Annotated in this window: 13 protein-coding genes; 4 read left to right on the forward strand and 9 right to left on the reverse strand. The window is 55.4% G+C overall.

Annotation, left to right across the window (positions count from 1 at the left end):
* The first annotated feature begins 9 nt into the window (after positions 1-9).
* Complete coding sequence (locus P6U23_RS10680; RefSeq protein WP_407179636.1) at positions 10-1422, forward strand: mannose-1-phosphate guanylyltransferase/mannose-6-phosphate isomerase; 1413 nt, start codon at positions 10-12, stop codon at positions 1420-1422.
* 432 nt (positions 1423-1854) lie between these two features.
* On the opposite strand, the gene P6U23_RS10685 is transcribed toward P6U23_RS10680, so the two are convergent.
* Positions 1855-3147: a hypothetical protein gene (locus P6U23_RS10685; protein WP_407179638.1), complete on the reverse strand. Its 1293-nt coding sequence runs from the start codon at positions 3145-3147 to the stop codon at positions 1855-1857.
* 111 nt (positions 3148-3258) lie between these two features.
* Here P6U23_RS10685 and P6U23_RS10690 point away from each other — a divergent pair, with 111 nt between their 5' ends.
* Positions 3259-4191 carry a glycosyltransferase family 2 protein gene (locus P6U23_RS10690; protein WP_407181406.1) on the forward strand — a complete coding sequence of 311 codons (933 nt, stop codon included), beginning with the start codon at positions 3259-3261 and terminating at the stop codon, positions 4189-4191.
* 6 nt (positions 4192-4197) lie between these two features.
* Here the strand turns inward: P6U23_RS10690 and P6U23_RS10695 are convergent.
* From P6U23_RS10695 to P6U23_RS10705, 3 genes are all read right to left on the reverse strand, one after another.
* Positions 4198-5146, reverse strand: a protein-coding gene (locus tag P6U23_RS10695) for an IS630 family transposase (protein WP_407179640.1) whose coding sequence is annotated in 2 segments (ribosomal slippage) — positions 4198-4809 and positions 4811-5146 — 948 coding nt in all. Because the reading frame shifts where the segments join, the coding sequence is not laid out codon by codon here.
* A gap of 260 nt (positions 5147-5406) precedes the next feature.
* Positions 5407-6186: an ABC transporter ATP-binding protein gene (locus tag P6U23_RS10700; RefSeq protein ID WP_407179641.1), complete on the reverse strand. Its 780-nt coding sequence runs from the start codon at positions 6184-6186 to the stop codon at positions 5407-5409.
* Positions 6187-6188: 2 nt separating this feature from the next.
* Positions 6189-7043 (reverse strand): ABC transporter permease, encoded by an 855-nt coding sequence (locus P6U23_RS10705; RefSeq protein WP_407179643.1) that lies wholly within the window; start codon positions 7041-7043, stop codon positions 6189-6191.
* 194 nt (positions 7044-7237) lie between these two features.
* Between P6U23_RS10705 and P6U23_RS10710 the strand changes: the two genes are divergently transcribed.
* Together P6U23_RS10710 and P6U23_RS10715 are read left to right on the forward strand one after the other, a co-directional pair.
* Positions 7238-8146, forward strand: a complete 909-nt coding sequence (locus P6U23_RS10710) for a glycosyltransferase family 2 protein (protein ID WP_407179645.1) — start codon at positions 7238-7240, stop codon at positions 8144-8146.
* Positions 8147-8341: 195 nt separating this feature from the next.
* Positions 8342-9688, forward strand: a complete 1347-nt coding sequence (locus P6U23_RS10715) for an IS5 family transposase (protein ID WP_407179646.1) — start codon at positions 8342-8344, stop codon at positions 9686-9688.
* 165 nt (positions 9689-9853) lie between these two features.
* On the opposite strand, the gene P6U23_RS10720 is transcribed toward P6U23_RS10715, so the two are convergent.
* From P6U23_RS10720 to rfbB, 5 genes are all read right to left on the reverse strand, one after another.
* Positions 9854-11521, reverse strand: a complete 1668-nt coding sequence (locus P6U23_RS10720; RefSeq protein WP_407179648.1) for a rhamnan synthesis F family protein — start codon at positions 11519-11521, stop codon at positions 9854-9856.
* A complete protein-coding gene (locus P6U23_RS10725; RefSeq protein WP_407179649.1) occupies positions 11518-12948 on the reverse strand; it encodes a glycoside hydrolase family 99-like domain-containing protein in 1431 nt (476 codons plus the stop codon). The genes P6U23_RS10720 and P6U23_RS10725 overlap by 4 nt, the downstream gene beginning before the upstream one ends.
* Before the next feature lie 214 nt (positions 12949-13162).
* On the reverse strand, positions 13163-14035 hold the full coding sequence (gene rfbA / locus P6U23_RS10730) for a glucose-1-phosphate thymidylyltransferase RfbA (protein WP_407179651.1): 873 nt from the start codon (positions 14033-14035) through the stop codon (positions 13163-13165).
* Positions 14035-14922: a dTDP-4-dehydrorhamnose reductase gene (gene rfbD, locus P6U23_RS10735; RefSeq protein WP_407179653.1), complete on the reverse strand. Its 888-nt coding sequence runs from the start codon at positions 14920-14922 to the stop codon at positions 14035-14037. Before rfbD ends, rfbA begins: the two co-directional genes overlap by 1 nt.
* Before the next feature lie 6 nt (positions 14923-14928).
* The gene (rfbB, locus tag P6U23_RS10740) at positions 14929-15972 is read right to left on the reverse strand and encodes a dTDP-glucose 4,6-dehydratase (RefSeq protein ID WP_407179654.1); all 1044 of its coding nucleotides are present in this window, start codon (positions 15970-15972) and stop codon (positions 14929-14931) included.
* Positions 15973-15979: the final 7 nt, after the last annotated feature.

A 15979-nucleotide genomic window follows, 5' to 3' on the forward strand; every position in this document is an offset into this window, starting at 1 on the left:
TAGGACCCGATGAGCAGACGAATCATTCCCCTGATCATGTGCGGCGGCGCGGGAACGCGGCTGTGGCCGGCCTCGCGCGAGGGGCGTCCCAAGCAATTTCTCCCTCTGTTCGGGGCCCGCTCGACCTTCCAGGACACGCTGACGCGGTTGTCGGACAGCGCGCTGTTCGAGCGCCCGATCGTCATCACCAATGCCGCCTACCGCTTCATGGTCCAGGAGCAGCTCGCCGAGATCGGCAGCGAGGCGGACGTGCTGCTGGAGCCGGCGCGGCGGGATTCGGGCCCGGCGATTGCGGCTGGCGCGACGTTCGCACAGACGCGCGACGGCGAGGCGATCGTGCTGGCGCTCGCCGCCGACCACGTCGTGCGCGACACTGCCGCCTTTCTCGCCGCGTGCCGCCAGGGCCTCGTCGCCGCCGAAAGCGGACGGATCGTGACCTTCGGCGTGGAGCCCGAGCGCGCGGCGACGGAATATGGATACATCAGTCCGGGCGAGACGGTCTCGGGCGAGGTGCGCAGCGTCGCGAAATTTGTCGAAAAGCCGGACCAGGCCACTGCTGAGCAGTACATCAAGTCAGGCTATCTCTGGAACAGCGGCAACTTCATGTTCCGCGCCGCCATGCTGCTCGACGAATATCGCAAGCTGGATGCGCAAAGCGTGGAGGCCGTCGTCGGGTCCGTGACGAAGGCAGGACGCGATCTCGGCTTTGTCACGCTGAACGCCGACGCTTTCGGCAGCGCCAAGGCGATCTCGATCGACTATGCGGTGATGGAGAAGACCGCGCGGGCCGCCGTGGTGCCGGTCTCATGCGGCTGGTCCGATGTCGGCTCCTGGCACGCGGTATGGGAGCTGTCGCAGAAGGACGCTCAAGGAAACGCCGCCCAGGGCGCCGCGGTGTTCGAGGATTCCCGCAACTGCAATGTCGCGACCGACAAGGCCTTAGTGGCCCTAGAAGGCGTTGACGACCTCGTCGTGGTGGCGACGCAGGACGCCGTGCTGGTCTCCCGTCAGAAGGACGCCAACGGGCTGAAGCGGCTGGTGGCAAAGCTGAAGACCGCGGCACCGCAGGTCACCGTGGATCACCTCAAGGTGCATCGTCCCTGGGGCAGCTACCAGTCGGTCGACAATGGCGAGCGCCACCAGGTCAAGCGCATCATCGTCAAGCCGGGCCAGCGCCTGTCATTGCAGAAGCACTATCACCGCTCCGAACATTGGATCGTGGTGCGCGGCGCGGCCCGGGTGACCGTCAACGACCTGGTCAAGACCGTGCACGAGAACGAATCGATCTACATCCCCATGGGCGCGGTGCACAGGCTGGAAAATCCCGGCAAGATCATGCTCGAGCTAATCGAGGTGCAGACCGGCAGCTATCTCGGCGAGGACGATATTATCCGCATCGAGGATGACTACCGGCGGGAATGACGGCAGCTGGGCTGTCCACAGACACCAGCTGACCTTGCCCCAAGTTTTATCGAGTCCTGAGTTCGTCCGATCGTTGGACTGCCTGCTTGGGCGATGGGGCGCGACGGCAGACTGACGCGGAGCGTTCGGCATAGCGCAGCCCCAGATCCCCTCCCGATTGGCAGGGAATGGGTCAGGGCTCTCCCCCGTCAATGTCCGGCTAGTGGCCTGCTGACCCTAGGCGAACAAGGGGCCTAGGGTTCCATCTTGCCTGAAGCGAGGCGGCTGAGCCATACGCCTTCTGATCGAGTTCGGGCTCAAGATAAAAAGGAGATGAGTCTGGGAAGACAGGAAAGCAGAGCGCGCTTCTCGCCGACCTTCTCGACTGGAGGCGTATTCTGACGAAGCAGTGACCTGAATTTGGTCAGTGCAGGATCCGCGGTTCGCGAGCGATCAGCGGATATTTTCCGTGCGGACGAAAATTGCTCGCGGTGTGAAATACCACATTAGACAAAGGAGCACAGCGCCGTGCGTCACAGTAGCCACAGTAATCGGGACGTTTAGCAAAACTTGAACTAGTACACCGGCTGAAACCAAGACGAAGCTGGGTGGCAAGCCAGCCGAAACCCGATTTCCAACAGAAACAACAATGCCACAAAGCAATGCGGACAGGGGAGCGAGCCACGCGCCGACTGATGCGATGCCTTCCGTTGCGAACAGAGACGCATTGAAATAGCCGAGGTGATATTGGTTCTGCATAATGATCGAGAGCTGATCATGATAGGGGCAAGCTAATAGCGGCTTTAGGATTGAAATCTGACAAAAAAGAGTAAGCTGATTACGCGAAAAGAAATCGTTGTAGATGTCTAAAGCGAGCGCCGGAATTGCGACCATTCTAAAATTTAGAGTTGAAAATAGCAGATCCGCGACAGGCCCAAAGGGCAGCAGAAGAAGAACGAACGACATAGGCAGGAGCAGGGATAGGATGACGGCGCTTCTTGCCGTTGTTAATCTCGACAGCAGATGCAGAAAAGCGAGCCAAAACGGAGCAAACAAAGCCGTCTTGGTAACGGTAACAGGAAAGAGCAAGAGCTGAAGCACCACCACGACGATCAAACGTCGGTACCATCGCCGGGCAAGGCAGTACGCAAAGGCAAATGGCAGAAGCGCGCTAGAGCTGGTCCAGACCAGATAGCGGATTGGGGCCGGCATCACAACTCCCTCACGCGCACTGGCGAGGTCGCCCACAGGAAAGGCGAAACTGTAATAAGTGCCCGATAGAACGACTACCGCTACCAAACAGATGATCAGAGATATGATTCGATCAAAGTTCGCGATCGAAAGCTCCGGCGAGTATTTGAGCGGCGCGCTCAGGAGCAGCGCAGGAAGTAAGAATATTATAAAAGAGATCGCCGCTGAGCACCCAGCCAACAGATGGTTGTAAGGAAGATCGCTGAAGCAGGTGAGCCAGAGGAAGCTCAAAATCATGCTGAAAAAATAGAACCCAACAAAATAGCCGAACGAGAATCTGCAAAAGACGAATAGGATGCCGCCAGTGGTAGAGAACGCAGCGACTGCCAGAAATGCAATCCATAGAGCATCAAGACGGAACTGAATGTGAAAGAGGTAATGGTCAATACTTCGCAGCACGCCCGCGGCGACTATGACGAGTGAAATGCAGCAAACCCCAATCTGAAGGCCGATCAGGATGCTGAGGCGCTTTTCAGTCTTGCTAAGCTGGGACATGTTACGGCGAAATACGAGCGGGTATCGGAGCATCAACCGGAAAGGGGCTCAGCCAGAGTGTATAATGCACCTTGCAAGCTTTTCCACCGGTATATGAGATTGCGGTTGGACATGGGAGCTCAGGGCCAGAAGATCGTCGTCTTGATGGCGACATACAACGGAGCGAAGCACATCGAGGAGCAGCTTCAGTCGTTGGCCTCACAAACGCACGCAAACTGGGAACTGATTGTTTCCGACGACGGTTCTACGGACCGAACAATCCAGATCGTCCACCAATTCTCACAAGCTATATCGCAGCGGGTCACCGTAATCAAAGGACCTCAACAGGGGTTCTGGCGAAACTTTCTGTGGCTCGCGAAACAGGTGGATCAAGCAGAAGGCGCCCTATTTGCATTCTGCGATCAGGATGACATTTGGTTACCTGACAAGTTGGAAAGAGCGGCCAAATGGCTGAGCAATGTTGGGCAACGAGAACCGGGTCTTTATTTTTCGCGAACGGAGCTTGTGGACGAAAGCGGTAAGCAAATTGGTTTATCCCCCTTGTTCCGCCGGTCGCCCACGTTTCAAAATGCTCTGGTGCAGAATATCGGGGGCGGAAACACCATGGTCGCGAATAGGCCGGCGATGGCGTTGCTTGCAGAAACACCCAAATCCATAAAGCTGATAGCGCACGATTGGTGGACGTATCAGCTCGTAACCGGGGCTGGAGGGCGTGCTTTCTACGATCCGGTGCCATCGCTGAAATACCGTCAGCACCGGCGTAATCTCATTGGCTCGAATAGAGGCGTGCGTGCCCGGGTGAAACGCACATTCGCTTTTGCAAGTGGCCGCTGGAAGCATTGGAATGACGTGAACTTTCGCGCGCTTTGCACGGTCAAGGACTTGTTGTCTCCTTCCGCCCGCTCGACGTTCGACGATTTTTCGCTGGCACGACGGAGCAGATTGATCCGACGGCTGTATCTGCTAAGCAGATCTGGAGTGTACCGTCAGAATGCTTCTGAGACGGCAGCCATGTACCTTGGGGCTATCTTTGGACGAATCTAGAGCGTTTCACGTTTTGATAGAAGCGTATCCGGCGTTTTCGAAGTAGTTGCTGCATTCGTTGGGCTGGATGGTTGTGACGAGGCTGCCGATATGGCGGCAAATCTCGTCGATGGTGCGCTTTTGGGCGGTGCGCATCCAATGCTTGATCTTGGCGAAGGTCTGTTCGATCGGATTGAGGTCCGGCGAGTATGGCGGCAGATACCAGAGCCTTGCGCCGGCGGCTTTGATCAGGCGGCGCAGGGCCGCCGACTTGTGGCTGCCGAGATTGTCCATGATGACGATGTCGCCTGGCCGGAGCTGGGGGACGAGAAGCTGCTGAACATAGGCACGGAAACATTCGCCGTTGATTGGGCCGTCGAACAAGCAAGGTGCGGTGAGGCGGTCGCAGCGCAAGGCGCCGACAAAAGTCAGGGTGCGCCAGTGGCCATGTGGCGTGAAGCTCCGCACCCGCGCGCCTTTTGGCCCCCATCCGCGCAATGGGGCCATGTTGGTCTTGATCCAGGTCTCGTCGATAAAGACCAGGCGCCGAGGGTCGAGCTTGGCCTGCCATGAGCGCCAGCGCTGGCGTCTACGTGCGACGTCGGAGCGAGCCCGCTCGAGGGCGAGCAGCGTTTTTTTTGAACCGCAGCCCTTCGCGGCGCAGAAACAGCCAAACTGCATTGTGGGAGACCTTAACCCCTCGCGCGGCGAGTTCGTCCTTCAAGGCATGCAGCGTCAAATGCGGCGTCTGGCTAATCCGTTCCCTGATGAAGGCGCGATGCGGTTCAAGCACCGGCTTACGGTGGCCGCCTATCTTGCCAGGCGCTACCGAGCCGGTCTGGCGATGACGCTGCGACCACTTCACCACGGACGACACCGCAACGCCAAACCTCGCTGCGACCGAACGACAGCTCTCACCCTTCGCAACCGCCGCAACAACACGCTTACGCAGGTCATTGGAAATTGGTCGAACCATCGGATGCTGGCCTCCAGTCCCAGCCAGCATCTTGAATCACATTCGCCCCAAAACCGGAATCCCTCCCGATTCAATTAAGCTGTGAACCGCTCTAGTGCTTACGCATACTGACAGAGATGAGCCGCAAAATGGCTTCCACAGCCTCATTGTCAAAAGCGGCGCCCTCTGCCGCGCATTTGTTGAGGCCGGTATTGCTCGGTAAAGTCGCCGCGCCTGGGTGGGCAGTTATATCGGGGCTATTTTTCGGGCGAATGTAGCCGTTACGCGGCTGCGTTGACGTTTTCGGAGTAAGCGGCCAGCACGGCTTCGATGTCGCCAACCGCTCGTATCTGGCCACGCTCCATCCATATGGCCTTGGTGCACCACTGTCGGCAAATTTCGGCGCTGTGGGAGGCGAGAACCAAAATGCTTGCGCGTTCTACGAAGCGCTCAACCCGGTGCTGTGCTTTGGCCAGGAAGCTCGCATCCCCTGCCATGATCCACTCATCCATCAGCAGGATCTCGGGCGAAAAGCACGTCGCAACGGCAAAGGTAAGCCGGGTCATCATGCCACTGGAGTAAGTGCGTACTGGAATATTGAGGTAATCACCGAGTTCGGTGAATTCGACAATATCAGGCAGATAGGTGTCGATCTCTCGGCGGCTCAGCCCAAGGAACATGCCGCGCAATCGGATATTGTCATAGCCGCTCAATTCAGCATCGATACCGAGGGAGATATCAAACAAAGGAGAGATTCGGCCGTACGTAAGGACCTCTCCCGCGGAGGGCTGGTAGACTCCGGCCATTACGCGTAGCAACGTCGTCTTACCCGCGCCATTGTTTCCAATCAATGCCACGCGATCTCCGGCCCTGATGTTCAACGAAACGCTTCTGAGCGCTTCCACCACGATGCGGTGATTGGCGTCTGTTGCTATTTGGCCACCCGTGCCGCGGAATAGGAGGTGTTTCTTTAACGAGCGGGATCCCGTTTGATAGATTGGAAACGAGACGCTCACATTTTCCAACCTGAGCAGCGGGTCTTGGATTAGCTGGATGCTCACGTTCAAATCCAATATGCGATGCGTCCACGGAAGCGGCTGAACAGATAAAGCGCTAGCGCAGCATTCAGGATTGTGATGACAACAACTGCCATGTAGTTCGCCGCCGTCGGTAGTTCTCCAAGCAGGGGCGCTCGTACGATCTGTAGCAGATGAAAGAAGGGATTATAGTTGGTGATATACGCATGCCCCCTTAACGAGGCGGGCTTCCAAAATACGGGTGTTAGAAAGAAGAGAATTTGAACAACCGAATTGATGAGTTGCGGGATATCCCGAAACCGCGCAGAAATCATTCCAATGGTCAGAGTTGCAAACGCGCCATTCAGTACAACCAAGAGCAGGCCAGGGACGGCGAGAAGCGCAACCGATCCTGGCCATATCCTGAAATAGACGAGAACACCGAAGTAAATTACAAAATTGTGGGCAAAGATGATCAACTTGGCCCATCCGGAGCGAAATACGTAGACGGAAAAGGGTAGGCTGATCTGTTTGATGTAAGATTCCGATCCGGTGAAGAGGGTTCCGCTTTCCGTCAGATAACTGGAAATCAAAGTCCAGACCAAGATTCCCACGCAAAAGAACGGAATGAAGTCGTCGATCTTCTGCTGAAACAACTCAGCATATACAACGCCCAACGCTATCACCATGATAGCCATGCTGGTCGTCAACCAGAACGGCCCAAGTATCGATCGCCGGTAACGTTGAAGAATTTCGTTCCAACCAAGAGTGCCCCAAAGCGGCCAAAGCTTCACGCCTTCGATCACATCCGCCCAAGCGCTCTTGAACCCGTAAGTAAGGCTGGTGGTGCCCCGAGTACGTCGCAAGGTGGCGGGCGGATGCAGCGAAAGCTGTGATTGCATAGAGGAACTCGACTGGTGCGAGGCACCTTTAGTCCGATCTGCCTGCAATTGCAAAGGGGTTGACAACCTCTTTCTTGGGACAAAAGCTAGGTCAAGGCTCCATTGTTCCGTCGGAAAGGAGCGATCGTATCGGTTGAACAGCCAATATTCATTCGCGAAGCGAGCTAGCTTTGTCTTACCCGTCAAGTTGCCACGTGGCCATACTTCTTGCGGTCAAGGACGGGGAACGTTTCCTTGCTGATCAACTCCGATCGTTCGCAAATCAGACTCATCAGAATTGGTCGCTAAACGTGTCCGATGACGGTTCCGCAGACGGAACGGTTGATATCGTCCGGCAATTTGCGGACCAGATTTCAAACACCGTAACATTGCGACCCGGACCGCAGCGAGGATTCTGCAAGAACTTTATGTCGTTAGTCCGAGAGGACACGATTGCCGGTGATTATTTCGCTTTTAGTGATCAAGACGATATTTGGTACGCTGACAAAATGGAGCGAGCCATAAGGCTGCTTCGAACAGTACCAGACGGTTGCGCCGGACTCTACTGTTCGCGAACTGAGCTTGTCGGGAGCGACGCGCGGCATCGGGGCTACTCTCCACGCTTCACCAAGCGTCCAAGCTTCCAAAATGCACTCGTGCAAAGTATCGCCGGCGGCAATACAATGGTTTTCAACAAGCGCGCGCGCGAGCTTCTCAAAAAAACCGGAGACACGGATGCGCTTCTTCATGACTGGCTCGCCTATCAAGTGGTCGCGGCGACCGGCGGTGTCATATTTTACGACAGCAGCCCTTCACTAAAGTACCGCCAGCACAGCGACAACTTGGTCGGATCGAATTTGGGACTTCGGGCTCGCATAAAGCGAGTAAAAATGCTCACCCAGGGACAGTGGGAGCAGTGGAACGACTTCAATTTGAGGGCGCTAGAAGCCTTGGGAGCTGAAATTACGGGTGAGAACAGGAAGATCCTAGAAAATTTCAGCAAAATGCGTCTTGCCAAATGGCTTCCTCAGCGCCTTTGGTATTTCATTCAGTCCGGAGTATATCGACAGACCCTTATGGGCAATATTAGCCTCCTGGTCGCGGTAGCCGCGGGAAAAATGTGATATCGGCAATAAGATACTTACTTCGTCGTCCGTGAAAATGAGCCGAGGCCGTTGAGCGGGAATCGGTTTTTGGCGCCGGTTGCGGTTTTGAGATTGCAAGCTTTCGAGGGTTGAGGCCTCGAAAGCTTGCAATTTCGTTTTCGAGATTCCCTCGAATCGCCGGGCATGATTCTGTGGTCGCAGCGGAGGGGACCGATGCGACCGAAAAAGTCGGAACCGACAGCGGAAGGCGATCTGTTTCGCGCCAGGCTGGATCAGATCATCAATCTGAAGCACGAGCTGGTGCAGCTCGGCGCCAAGATCGACTGGGATTGGATCGATCGCGAGATCGCACCGCTCTACAGCGACAAGGGCCGGCCGGGCGTGGCGAGCCGCTTCCTGATCGGGCTGCTGCTGCTCAAGCACATCTACGGCTTGTCCGACGAAGGCGTCTGCGAGCGCTGGGTCTACGACCCGTATTTCCAGCACTTCACCGGCTTTGGATTTTTCCAGCATGAGTTCCCGCACGAGCGTTCCGGCCTCAGCCATTGGCGCAAGCGGCTTGGTAGCAAACTGGAGCTGTTGCTGGCCGAGAGCCTGAGGGTAGCGCATGAGACTGGCGCGTTGCGGACGCGCGATCTGAAGCGGGTGACGGTGGACACCACCGTTCAGCCCAAGGCCATCACCTTCCCGACCGACGCCAAGCTCGTCCATGCGGCGATCAAGGGCCTCAATCGGCTGGCACGCGCGCACGGCGTGCGGCTGCGGCAGTCCTATCTGCGTATCGCCAAGCGGGCGGCGATGATGGCCGGGCGCTATGCCCACGCCAAGCAGTTCAAGCGCCATCGTCGGCAGTTGCGCAGCTTGCGAACCTGGCTCGGCCGGCTTATCCGCGACATCCGCCGTAAGATCGGAGGTCAGTCGGAGCTTGAGGCTGCCTTCGAGCAGGCGCTTTTGCGCGCCGCGCAAATCCGCTCCCAGGAGCAGCGCCAGCGTGGCTGGAAGCTCTATTCCTTCCACGCGCCCGAGGTCGAATGCATCGGCAAGGGCAAGGCCTCGGCGCCTTATGAGTTCGGCGTCAAAGCCTCGATCGTGACCACTAACGCCCGCGCTCCGGGCGGCCAGTTTGTGCTGCACGCCCAGGCGCTGCCGGGCAACCCATATGACGGCCACACGCTCGGTGACGTCATCGAGGCCACCGAGAAGCTCACCGGTTGCGCGATCGAGCGCGGCTATGTCGACAAGGGCTATCGCGGCCACAAAACCGAAAACCCGCGCCGCGTCTTCATCTCCGGCCAGAAGCGGGGCGTCTTCGGCGCAATCAAACGCGAGCTCAAGCGCCGCTCAGCCATCGAGCCCGTGATCGGACACATGAAGACCGACGGTCAACTCGGCCGCTGCTATCTCAAGGGCCGCGAGGGCGATGCGGCCAACGTCATCCTCTCTGCCGTCGGCCACAATCTCCGCCTCGTCCTCGCCTGGCTTAGCCTTCTGCTACGCTTGATCTTGAACGCCTTGATGCGACTGCTCGCCGCCCCAACCGCGCTCAAATGGGCTTCTTAACGGACGACTACTTCTTGGAGCGATCGCTCGTGAGCGTGAGCGCGTGAGCAGCAGCGGCCCGACGAGAAAGAGGCTGCGGCGGCAGGTCAACCTATGTCGCTATCATATCAAGCGCAACGATCTTGCGATGGAGCCAGTCTCAGTCGATCTTCTCCACAACGCAACCTACAGAACAGGCACGCGGTTAGACTGTGTGTTTGTATCGTGAATTTCCTTGCCTTCCAGCCACACAGTGGTGGTTCGATAACCGATCTTTCTTGCAATTAGACAAAAGACGCGTTCGAGCGCGTGCGCAAGGGTACCATCTTGCAACCCCTGTTCTGCCTCGAAATGAAGGTGCCCCTCTGGCATGGACCTGAGAGGTGCAAGGGCGGCCGGCTTGAACCAAAACATTGATCCAGCAAAAAAGCCGAGTTCGGATTCTCCTTGTTCCTCTAGCGCCGATTGTATCAAGTGGTTTACCTTGCTGCGGTTCGCGCCCCAGAATTGATCGTGGGTTAGGTAACTGCCGTGGGGACCGACGATGCCGACATCATCTCGATCAAGGAGCTTTAGAATTTTCTTCACAACAAAAGAATCGCCAACCAGAGATGAGAACAGCTGGTTGCGCCAGGAAGAGCCCTGCGCACTGTACTTGCTTTTCTTCGAATGGATTTTTAGCACGGCGTCATATTGATCAAACGCGCCGCTCCGGTAGAGGGAGAGGAACGGGCCAATATCCCTTCCGCGATTCTCGCACAGCGCTATCGTGACGCTCTGTGCAACTGCTCCAAAAACATCGAATATCGCCGGAATATCACCTTCGAATGGTGTCGTAACATAGATATCGAATGGGTCGAGAATATTCTGAAGATACGAGCAGATCTGACCAGCAAGGTCTGCATAATAAAGATGTACGACAACCGCTAAGCGAGCGCGAGAGGCTCCAGGATTCCACACTGCATATCTTATATGAGGCAAGGGGGTAGATGCCCAGCCCTTGTCACCGCCACTGTCGTAATGCGGCCTTGAGCGGGCCAGCATGTTTTCGATATCTTTTCTCCTCTTTCCTTCAAGCTTTGAAAGAAAGTCCAGATTTATTTGGTGGGGGTTGTGTCTTAAAACTTCCGTCTTGGCGAAACCGAACTTACAAGCAATCGGTTCTGCTGCGAAGTGCGACAAGTTTATCTGCTTCACGCAGTTGACGATTCCCGTCCTCAGAACCACACTTAACCCATCCGTTAGGACGAGCCTCTTGAGCCATGCCATTTGGGCTCGCCACAACTCCTGAGCAGAGGGTTGAAACAACAGCGTTGTCGTTGCCTTGTGCTCGGTAAATGCTTTTGACAGGCCAACTTCGTATGCAATTATTATTTCTTCCTTCCTGTTTAAGGGACGCACTTTGTCAAAGAAGTCCTTAAACCAATCTGACAAAAACACTTTGCGATCGATAAGCAAGAAATAGGATTGAATATGCCAATCCGACTGTCGCGAAGATGTTAATCCTACAACGTTGTACTTCTCGCGAAGCCGCAGAGCATCGCGCAGCGTCTGTTCAAAGCGTTCCGGGTCAAGGATGCAAAAACTCGAATTAACTAGCAATACGCAGCCAATATCAGCATGCTGTCGAGCGCAATGTAGTCCGACCTTATAACTGTAAAAATCATATCCTACATTGGGCCTTGTTATTAGCCTTAGCTTGCTAAAGCCTGAGAAATCGTCTTCTGTAAGGTTGCTTGTAGTAACCAAAATTAATTCGTCAAAAAATATTTCGAGACAGACAAGTAATTCTCGAAAATTGTCTTCGACAATATTATTCGGATCAAAGTGAGCTACAATCGCGATACGTTTCATTTGATCGCCCAGAGACGATAGGTTTTCTTGAAAATAAACTTCGCGATTCTGTGGACGGTTCGCCATCCCACCAGCACGGCCGCGACTCTCCATACGAAGGGATGAGGCGTCCGATAGTCCGACAGCTCCTTTTGAATAGCATCTGCGGCGCGATCTGAAGGGGACAAGGCGTTAGTGGCCAATATTTCTGAAATCCTTTTGACAAGCGCTCCGCGAGAGAATTCGAGTTCGTCAGTCGCGCCGCTGCTGCCTTCGTAGAATGCGGACCGATAAGTCTCCTCCAAATAGGCCAGCCCCCAGCGCAAATCGGGTTCTACATAACACCCTTCGCCCCACTCATTCCAAGCGTTGATGAAAATAAAGCGATTTTCCTGGTCAGGGTGGACTATTCGGCTATATGCCCTCAAATACGCAAGCCATGCGCCATAGAGATCCGGTCGCGAGTTAATGATAATGGTTGACGTATCTTGGCGCCGCGGGGTGTTGTCCCACGCCGGTATAATCCCTCGAAAGAGTTTGTAGTTGGGCGGCTTCCGGTTCACGCTCTGCAAGATTACCTTTATGTAGTCCAGCACTCCCCCGGAGAACTTCGGATTCGTGAAAGCGGGAATTGTGTCCGGCCTATTTTGAGGAAAATTGAACTTGTGAGGAGGAAACTCCACAAGAGAATCCGCGCCGACCTCGTCCGGCGTGGTGATATCGTAGAAATCGACGACCGCAATATGCAGCCCCGGAAATCCTTCTTTTCGAGCCCGGTCGCGCCAAATCCTGAACCAACGAGTTGGCTCAGGTATATCCTTGGCCCGGTAGACAAGCAGGAGAGGACACCCACCGATCTTGATGTAACGATCGTTGCGAAGGCTCCCTATGATCGACGATATGAAGGCTTCAGCGTCATTATCGTCGTATTTTTGCTCGAGCAGGATGCTCTTCGTGTCACCGTCCCAGGCGCGTGTCCAATTTTCATTGGCCCAACAGAAGCAGTAGTCGAGATCAAAATCTCCCTTCTCGAATATCTCAATTGGCCTCTCCAAGACTCGTCGACCGCTAAACCAATAGTAATAGAAACACAGCCCATGCAGCCCATACGCTTTAGCGAGTTCTACCTGCTTCCGCATGGTGTCTGGATGAGTAAGATCGTAGAACCCAAGCTCCCTCGGGATGTTGGGCTGATGGTGGTCGGAAAAATTTGGCTTGGCCCGAGCCACGTTAGTCCATTCCGTAAAACCGGGGCCCCACCACTCCGAGTTTTCAGGAATTTGGTGGTACTGTGGAAGATAAAAAGCGATAAGCCGAGAGTCATCCTTCAACACAATCTTCTTTTTTTGTGTTTTGGGTAGCCCGGACAAAGCAAGAAAGGTTGGATCCATTTCTGGCTCTTCGTTCCGCGCTTGTTCCTGTTCCTGCCGAAGGTAGGCTTGTTTCATTGTGACACTAGCTCCCCAACAATCATTTCGTCGTGGCACAAGTCCGGCGACGCGTTTGCAAAGTCGTTTAAAATTTCAAAAATTGTCGAAGCGTGAATTCGCTGGCTGGAAAAGGGCTCAGCGGCCCAGCGTCCATGGACCTCTGCTAGGACCAAGTCTGCAGAGGCGGGTCAAGCACATTTCTCCCAAGAGGTCAGGCTATATCTGCCTCCCCTCAGTTTTGTCCTTCGGCAATGCTACTAACATAACGCGCGTAATCGCTCTTCCCGAGGGCCCCACCTAAACGAGCAAGCTGTTCTCTGTTGATAAAGCCCTGTCCAAACGCGATCTCCTCTGGACACGCTATCTTGAGCCCTTGTCGCCTCTCCAAGGTTGCCACGAATTCCGCGGCAGTCAACAGGCTGTCTGGTGTCCCTGTGTCAAGCCACGTATAACCGCGGCCCATACGCTCCACCGCAAGTTGGCCGCGCTCAAGGTAAGCTCTATTAAGATCCGTGATCTCTAGTTCGCCTCTTGCCGAAGGCCGGATTTGGGATGCCAAATCCACAACCTGCGTATCATAGAAGTACAGCCCCGTGACGGCAAAGTTTGATTTAGGATGTCTCGGCTTCTCCTCAATGGATTCAGCTTTTCCGCTCTCATCGAACGCCACCACGCCGTACCGCTCTGGGTCGAAGACTCGATATGCGAACACAGTGGCGCCGCTGGTCCGAGCGCGCGCGCTTGCGAGAAGGGATGGAAGGCCGTGGCCAAAGAAAATATTGTCCCCCAGGATCAAGGCGGATTGGCTACCATGAACGAATTTGGCGCCGATGATGAAGGCCTGTGCCAGCCCCTCCGGTTTTGGTTGCGGAGCGTACGACAAGGATATTCCCCATTGCGCTCCGTCCCCGAGCAAGGCTTGAAATAGCGGCAGGTCGTGCGGCGTCGAGATGATCAAGATCTCGCGGATCCCCGCAAGCATGAGAGTCGTCAAGGGATAGTAGATCATCGGCTTATCATACACCGGCAAGAGCTGCTTCGACGTGACCAGGGTCATAGGATATAGCCGGGTGCCGCTCCCTCCAGCCAGAATAATGCCCTTCATCAGTTACCTCGTTCTGCAAAAAGACGGTCTAGGCAATGAGCCAATGACGTATTGGTCGGTGGCAAATCGATCCCGAACACATTTTTTAATCGGTCCGTTGACAAGCGGGAGTTTGCAGGTCGAACGGCAGCGGTTGGGTAGGCGGAGGTGAGGATCGGCTCGACGATGGGGGAGGGGCCACCACGTTGCTTGGACCACTCAAAGATATGGCAAGCAAACTCATACCACGTCATAGCTTCCGTACCGGCGATGTGGGTCACACCCACGAAATCCTGACGCCACTCCTGCATCTTTTGCGCAATCTCTAGGATCGCAGTTGCAAGGTCCAGAGCGTAGGTTGGGCAGCCCATTTGGTCATTGACGACCCGAACGTGGTCTCGCTCCGCTCCGATCCGCAGCATCGTACGCACGAAATTCTGCCCGAATGGAGCGTAGACCCAGGAGGTTCGAAGGATCACATGGCGGGGATTTGCTGTTGCCACTGCCTCTTCGCCCTCTAGCTTGGAGCGCCCGTATACACCTTGTGGATTTACGGCATCGGCTTCCGAATAGGGCGAATCCTTTTTTCCATCGAATACATAGTCGGTTGAGAGGTGGATTATGGGAACATTGAGCTCGTGTGCTGCAGCAGCAGCTGCGCGAGCTCCGTCCCGGTTGATGGCAAAAGCGACTTGAGGTTCAGCCTCCGCTTTGTCGACAGCGGTATAAGCAGCAGGGTTTATGACCACATCCGGTCTGAAGCACCTAATCGCGTTGGCTATCGATTCTGGATGCAACAGATCGACATCTGGTCGGAAGCCGAATCCAAGTGTGATCCGGCTCCGCGTACTAGCTTCGCGCAGCGATCGCGCAACCTGGCCTTCCGTACCGAGGACGAATAGCCTCATAGCGCGTCAAGCCCTCATTAGACCAAGCCGCTCGCCACCATAAACCTTTTCCCGGAGCGGTTGCCACCAATCCTTGTTCGCCAGATACCAACGAACCGTCTTCTCGATCCCGGTTTCAAACGTCTCCTTTGCTCGCCATCCGAGCTCCTGCTCGAGCTTGGAGGCGTCGATGGCGTATCGCTGATCATGACCGGGGCGGTCCGGTACAAACTGGATGAGCTCGTGATGAGAATGAGCCAGCGGCCTCAGCCTATCCATCCAACTACAAACTTGATGCACTACCTCGATGTTCTTGCGCTCGTTTCTGCCGCCGATGTTGTATGTCTCACCAGGGCGGCCTTTCGCGAGGATCAACCCGAGTGCCCGGGCGTGGTCTTCCACATAGAGCCAATCGCGAATATTCGAGCCGTTCCCATACACAGGGAGTGGCTTTTGCTCCAGCGCGTTGAGGATCATCAGCGGGATCAGCTTTTCGGGGAAATGATAGGGGCCATAATTGTTCGAGCAATTGGAAACGATAACGGGCAACCCATAGGTTCGATGCCAAGACTTTGCGAGGTGGTCGGAGGCGGCTTTGGTTGCTGAATAAGGAGAGCTCGGATCGTAAGGTGTGGTCTCCGTGAAGAGCCCGGCATCACCGAGCGACCCATAGACCTCGTCAGTCGAAACATGAATGAAGCGAAAATCTTTGACTCCGTTCGAGGCTACGTAGCGCCGCGCAGCCTCAAGGAGTGTAAAAGTACCAAACACGTTGGTTTTGACGAAGATGTCGGAGCCGGAGATCGAACGATCCACATGGCTCTCCGCCGCCAAATGAACCACTGCATCAGGCCTATATTTGGCGAAGATGCCGTTTACCGCATCCGCGTCGCAGATGTCGTGCTTCTCAAAGGTATACCGTTCATGTGAGGCCGCAGCCTTCAAAGAATCCAAGTTGCCTGCGTAGGTGAGCTTGTCGAGGATGACGACGTCGTATCCCAGCTCCAGGATGAAATGACGGCAAACCGCAGAACCGATGAAGCCGGCGCCTCCTGTAACGACTACACGCATTTACCCC

It is taken from the genome of Bradyrhizobium sp. STM 3562 (assembly GCF_045571435.1).
In the GTDB taxonomy this organism is placed as follows: domain Bacteria; phylum Pseudomonadota; class Alphaproteobacteria; order Rhizobiales; family Xanthobacteraceae; genus Bradyrhizobium.

Bases quoted from the DNA above. Each gene is read 5' to 3' on its own strand.
- P6U23_RS10680 (WP_407179636.1), top strand. From the start codon at position 10: ATGAGCAGACGAATCATTCCCCTGATCATGTGCGGCGGCGCGGGAACG.
- P6U23_RS10685 (WP_407179638.1), bottom strand. From the start codon at position 3,147: ATGTCCCAGCTTAGCAAGACTGAAAAGCGCCTCAGCATCCTGATCGGC.
- P6U23_RS10690 (WP_407181406.1), top strand. From the start codon at position 3,259: ATGGGAGCTCAGGGCCAGAAGATCGTCGTCTTGATGGCGACATACAAC.
- P6U23_RS10705 (WP_407179643.1), bottom strand. From the start codon at position 7,043: ATGCAATCACAGCTTTCGCTGCATCCGCCCGCCACCTTGCGACGTACT.
- P6U23_RS10715 (WP_407179646.1), top strand. From the start codon at position 8,342: ATGCGACCGAAAAAGTCGGAACCGACAGCGGAAGGCGATCTGTTTCGC.
- P6U23_RS10720 (WP_407179648.1), bottom strand. From the start codon at position 11,521: ATGAAACGTATCGCGATTGTAGCTCACTTTGATCCGAATAATATTGTC.
- P6U23_RS10725 (WP_407179649.1), bottom strand. From the start codon at position 12,948: ATGAAACAAGCCTACCTTCGGCAGGAACAGGAACAAGCGCGGAACGAA.
- rfbA (WP_407179651.1), bottom strand. From the start codon at position 14,035: ATGAAGGGCATTATTCTGGCTGGAGGGAGCGGCACCCGGCTATATCCT.
- rfbD (WP_407179653.1), bottom strand. From the start codon at position 14,922: ATGAGGCTATTCGTCCTCGGTACGGAAGGCCAGGTTGCGCGATCGCTG.
- rfbB (WP_407179654.1), bottom strand. From the start codon at position 15,972: ATGCGTGTAGTCGTTACAGGAGGCGCCGGCTTCATCGGTTCTGCGGTT.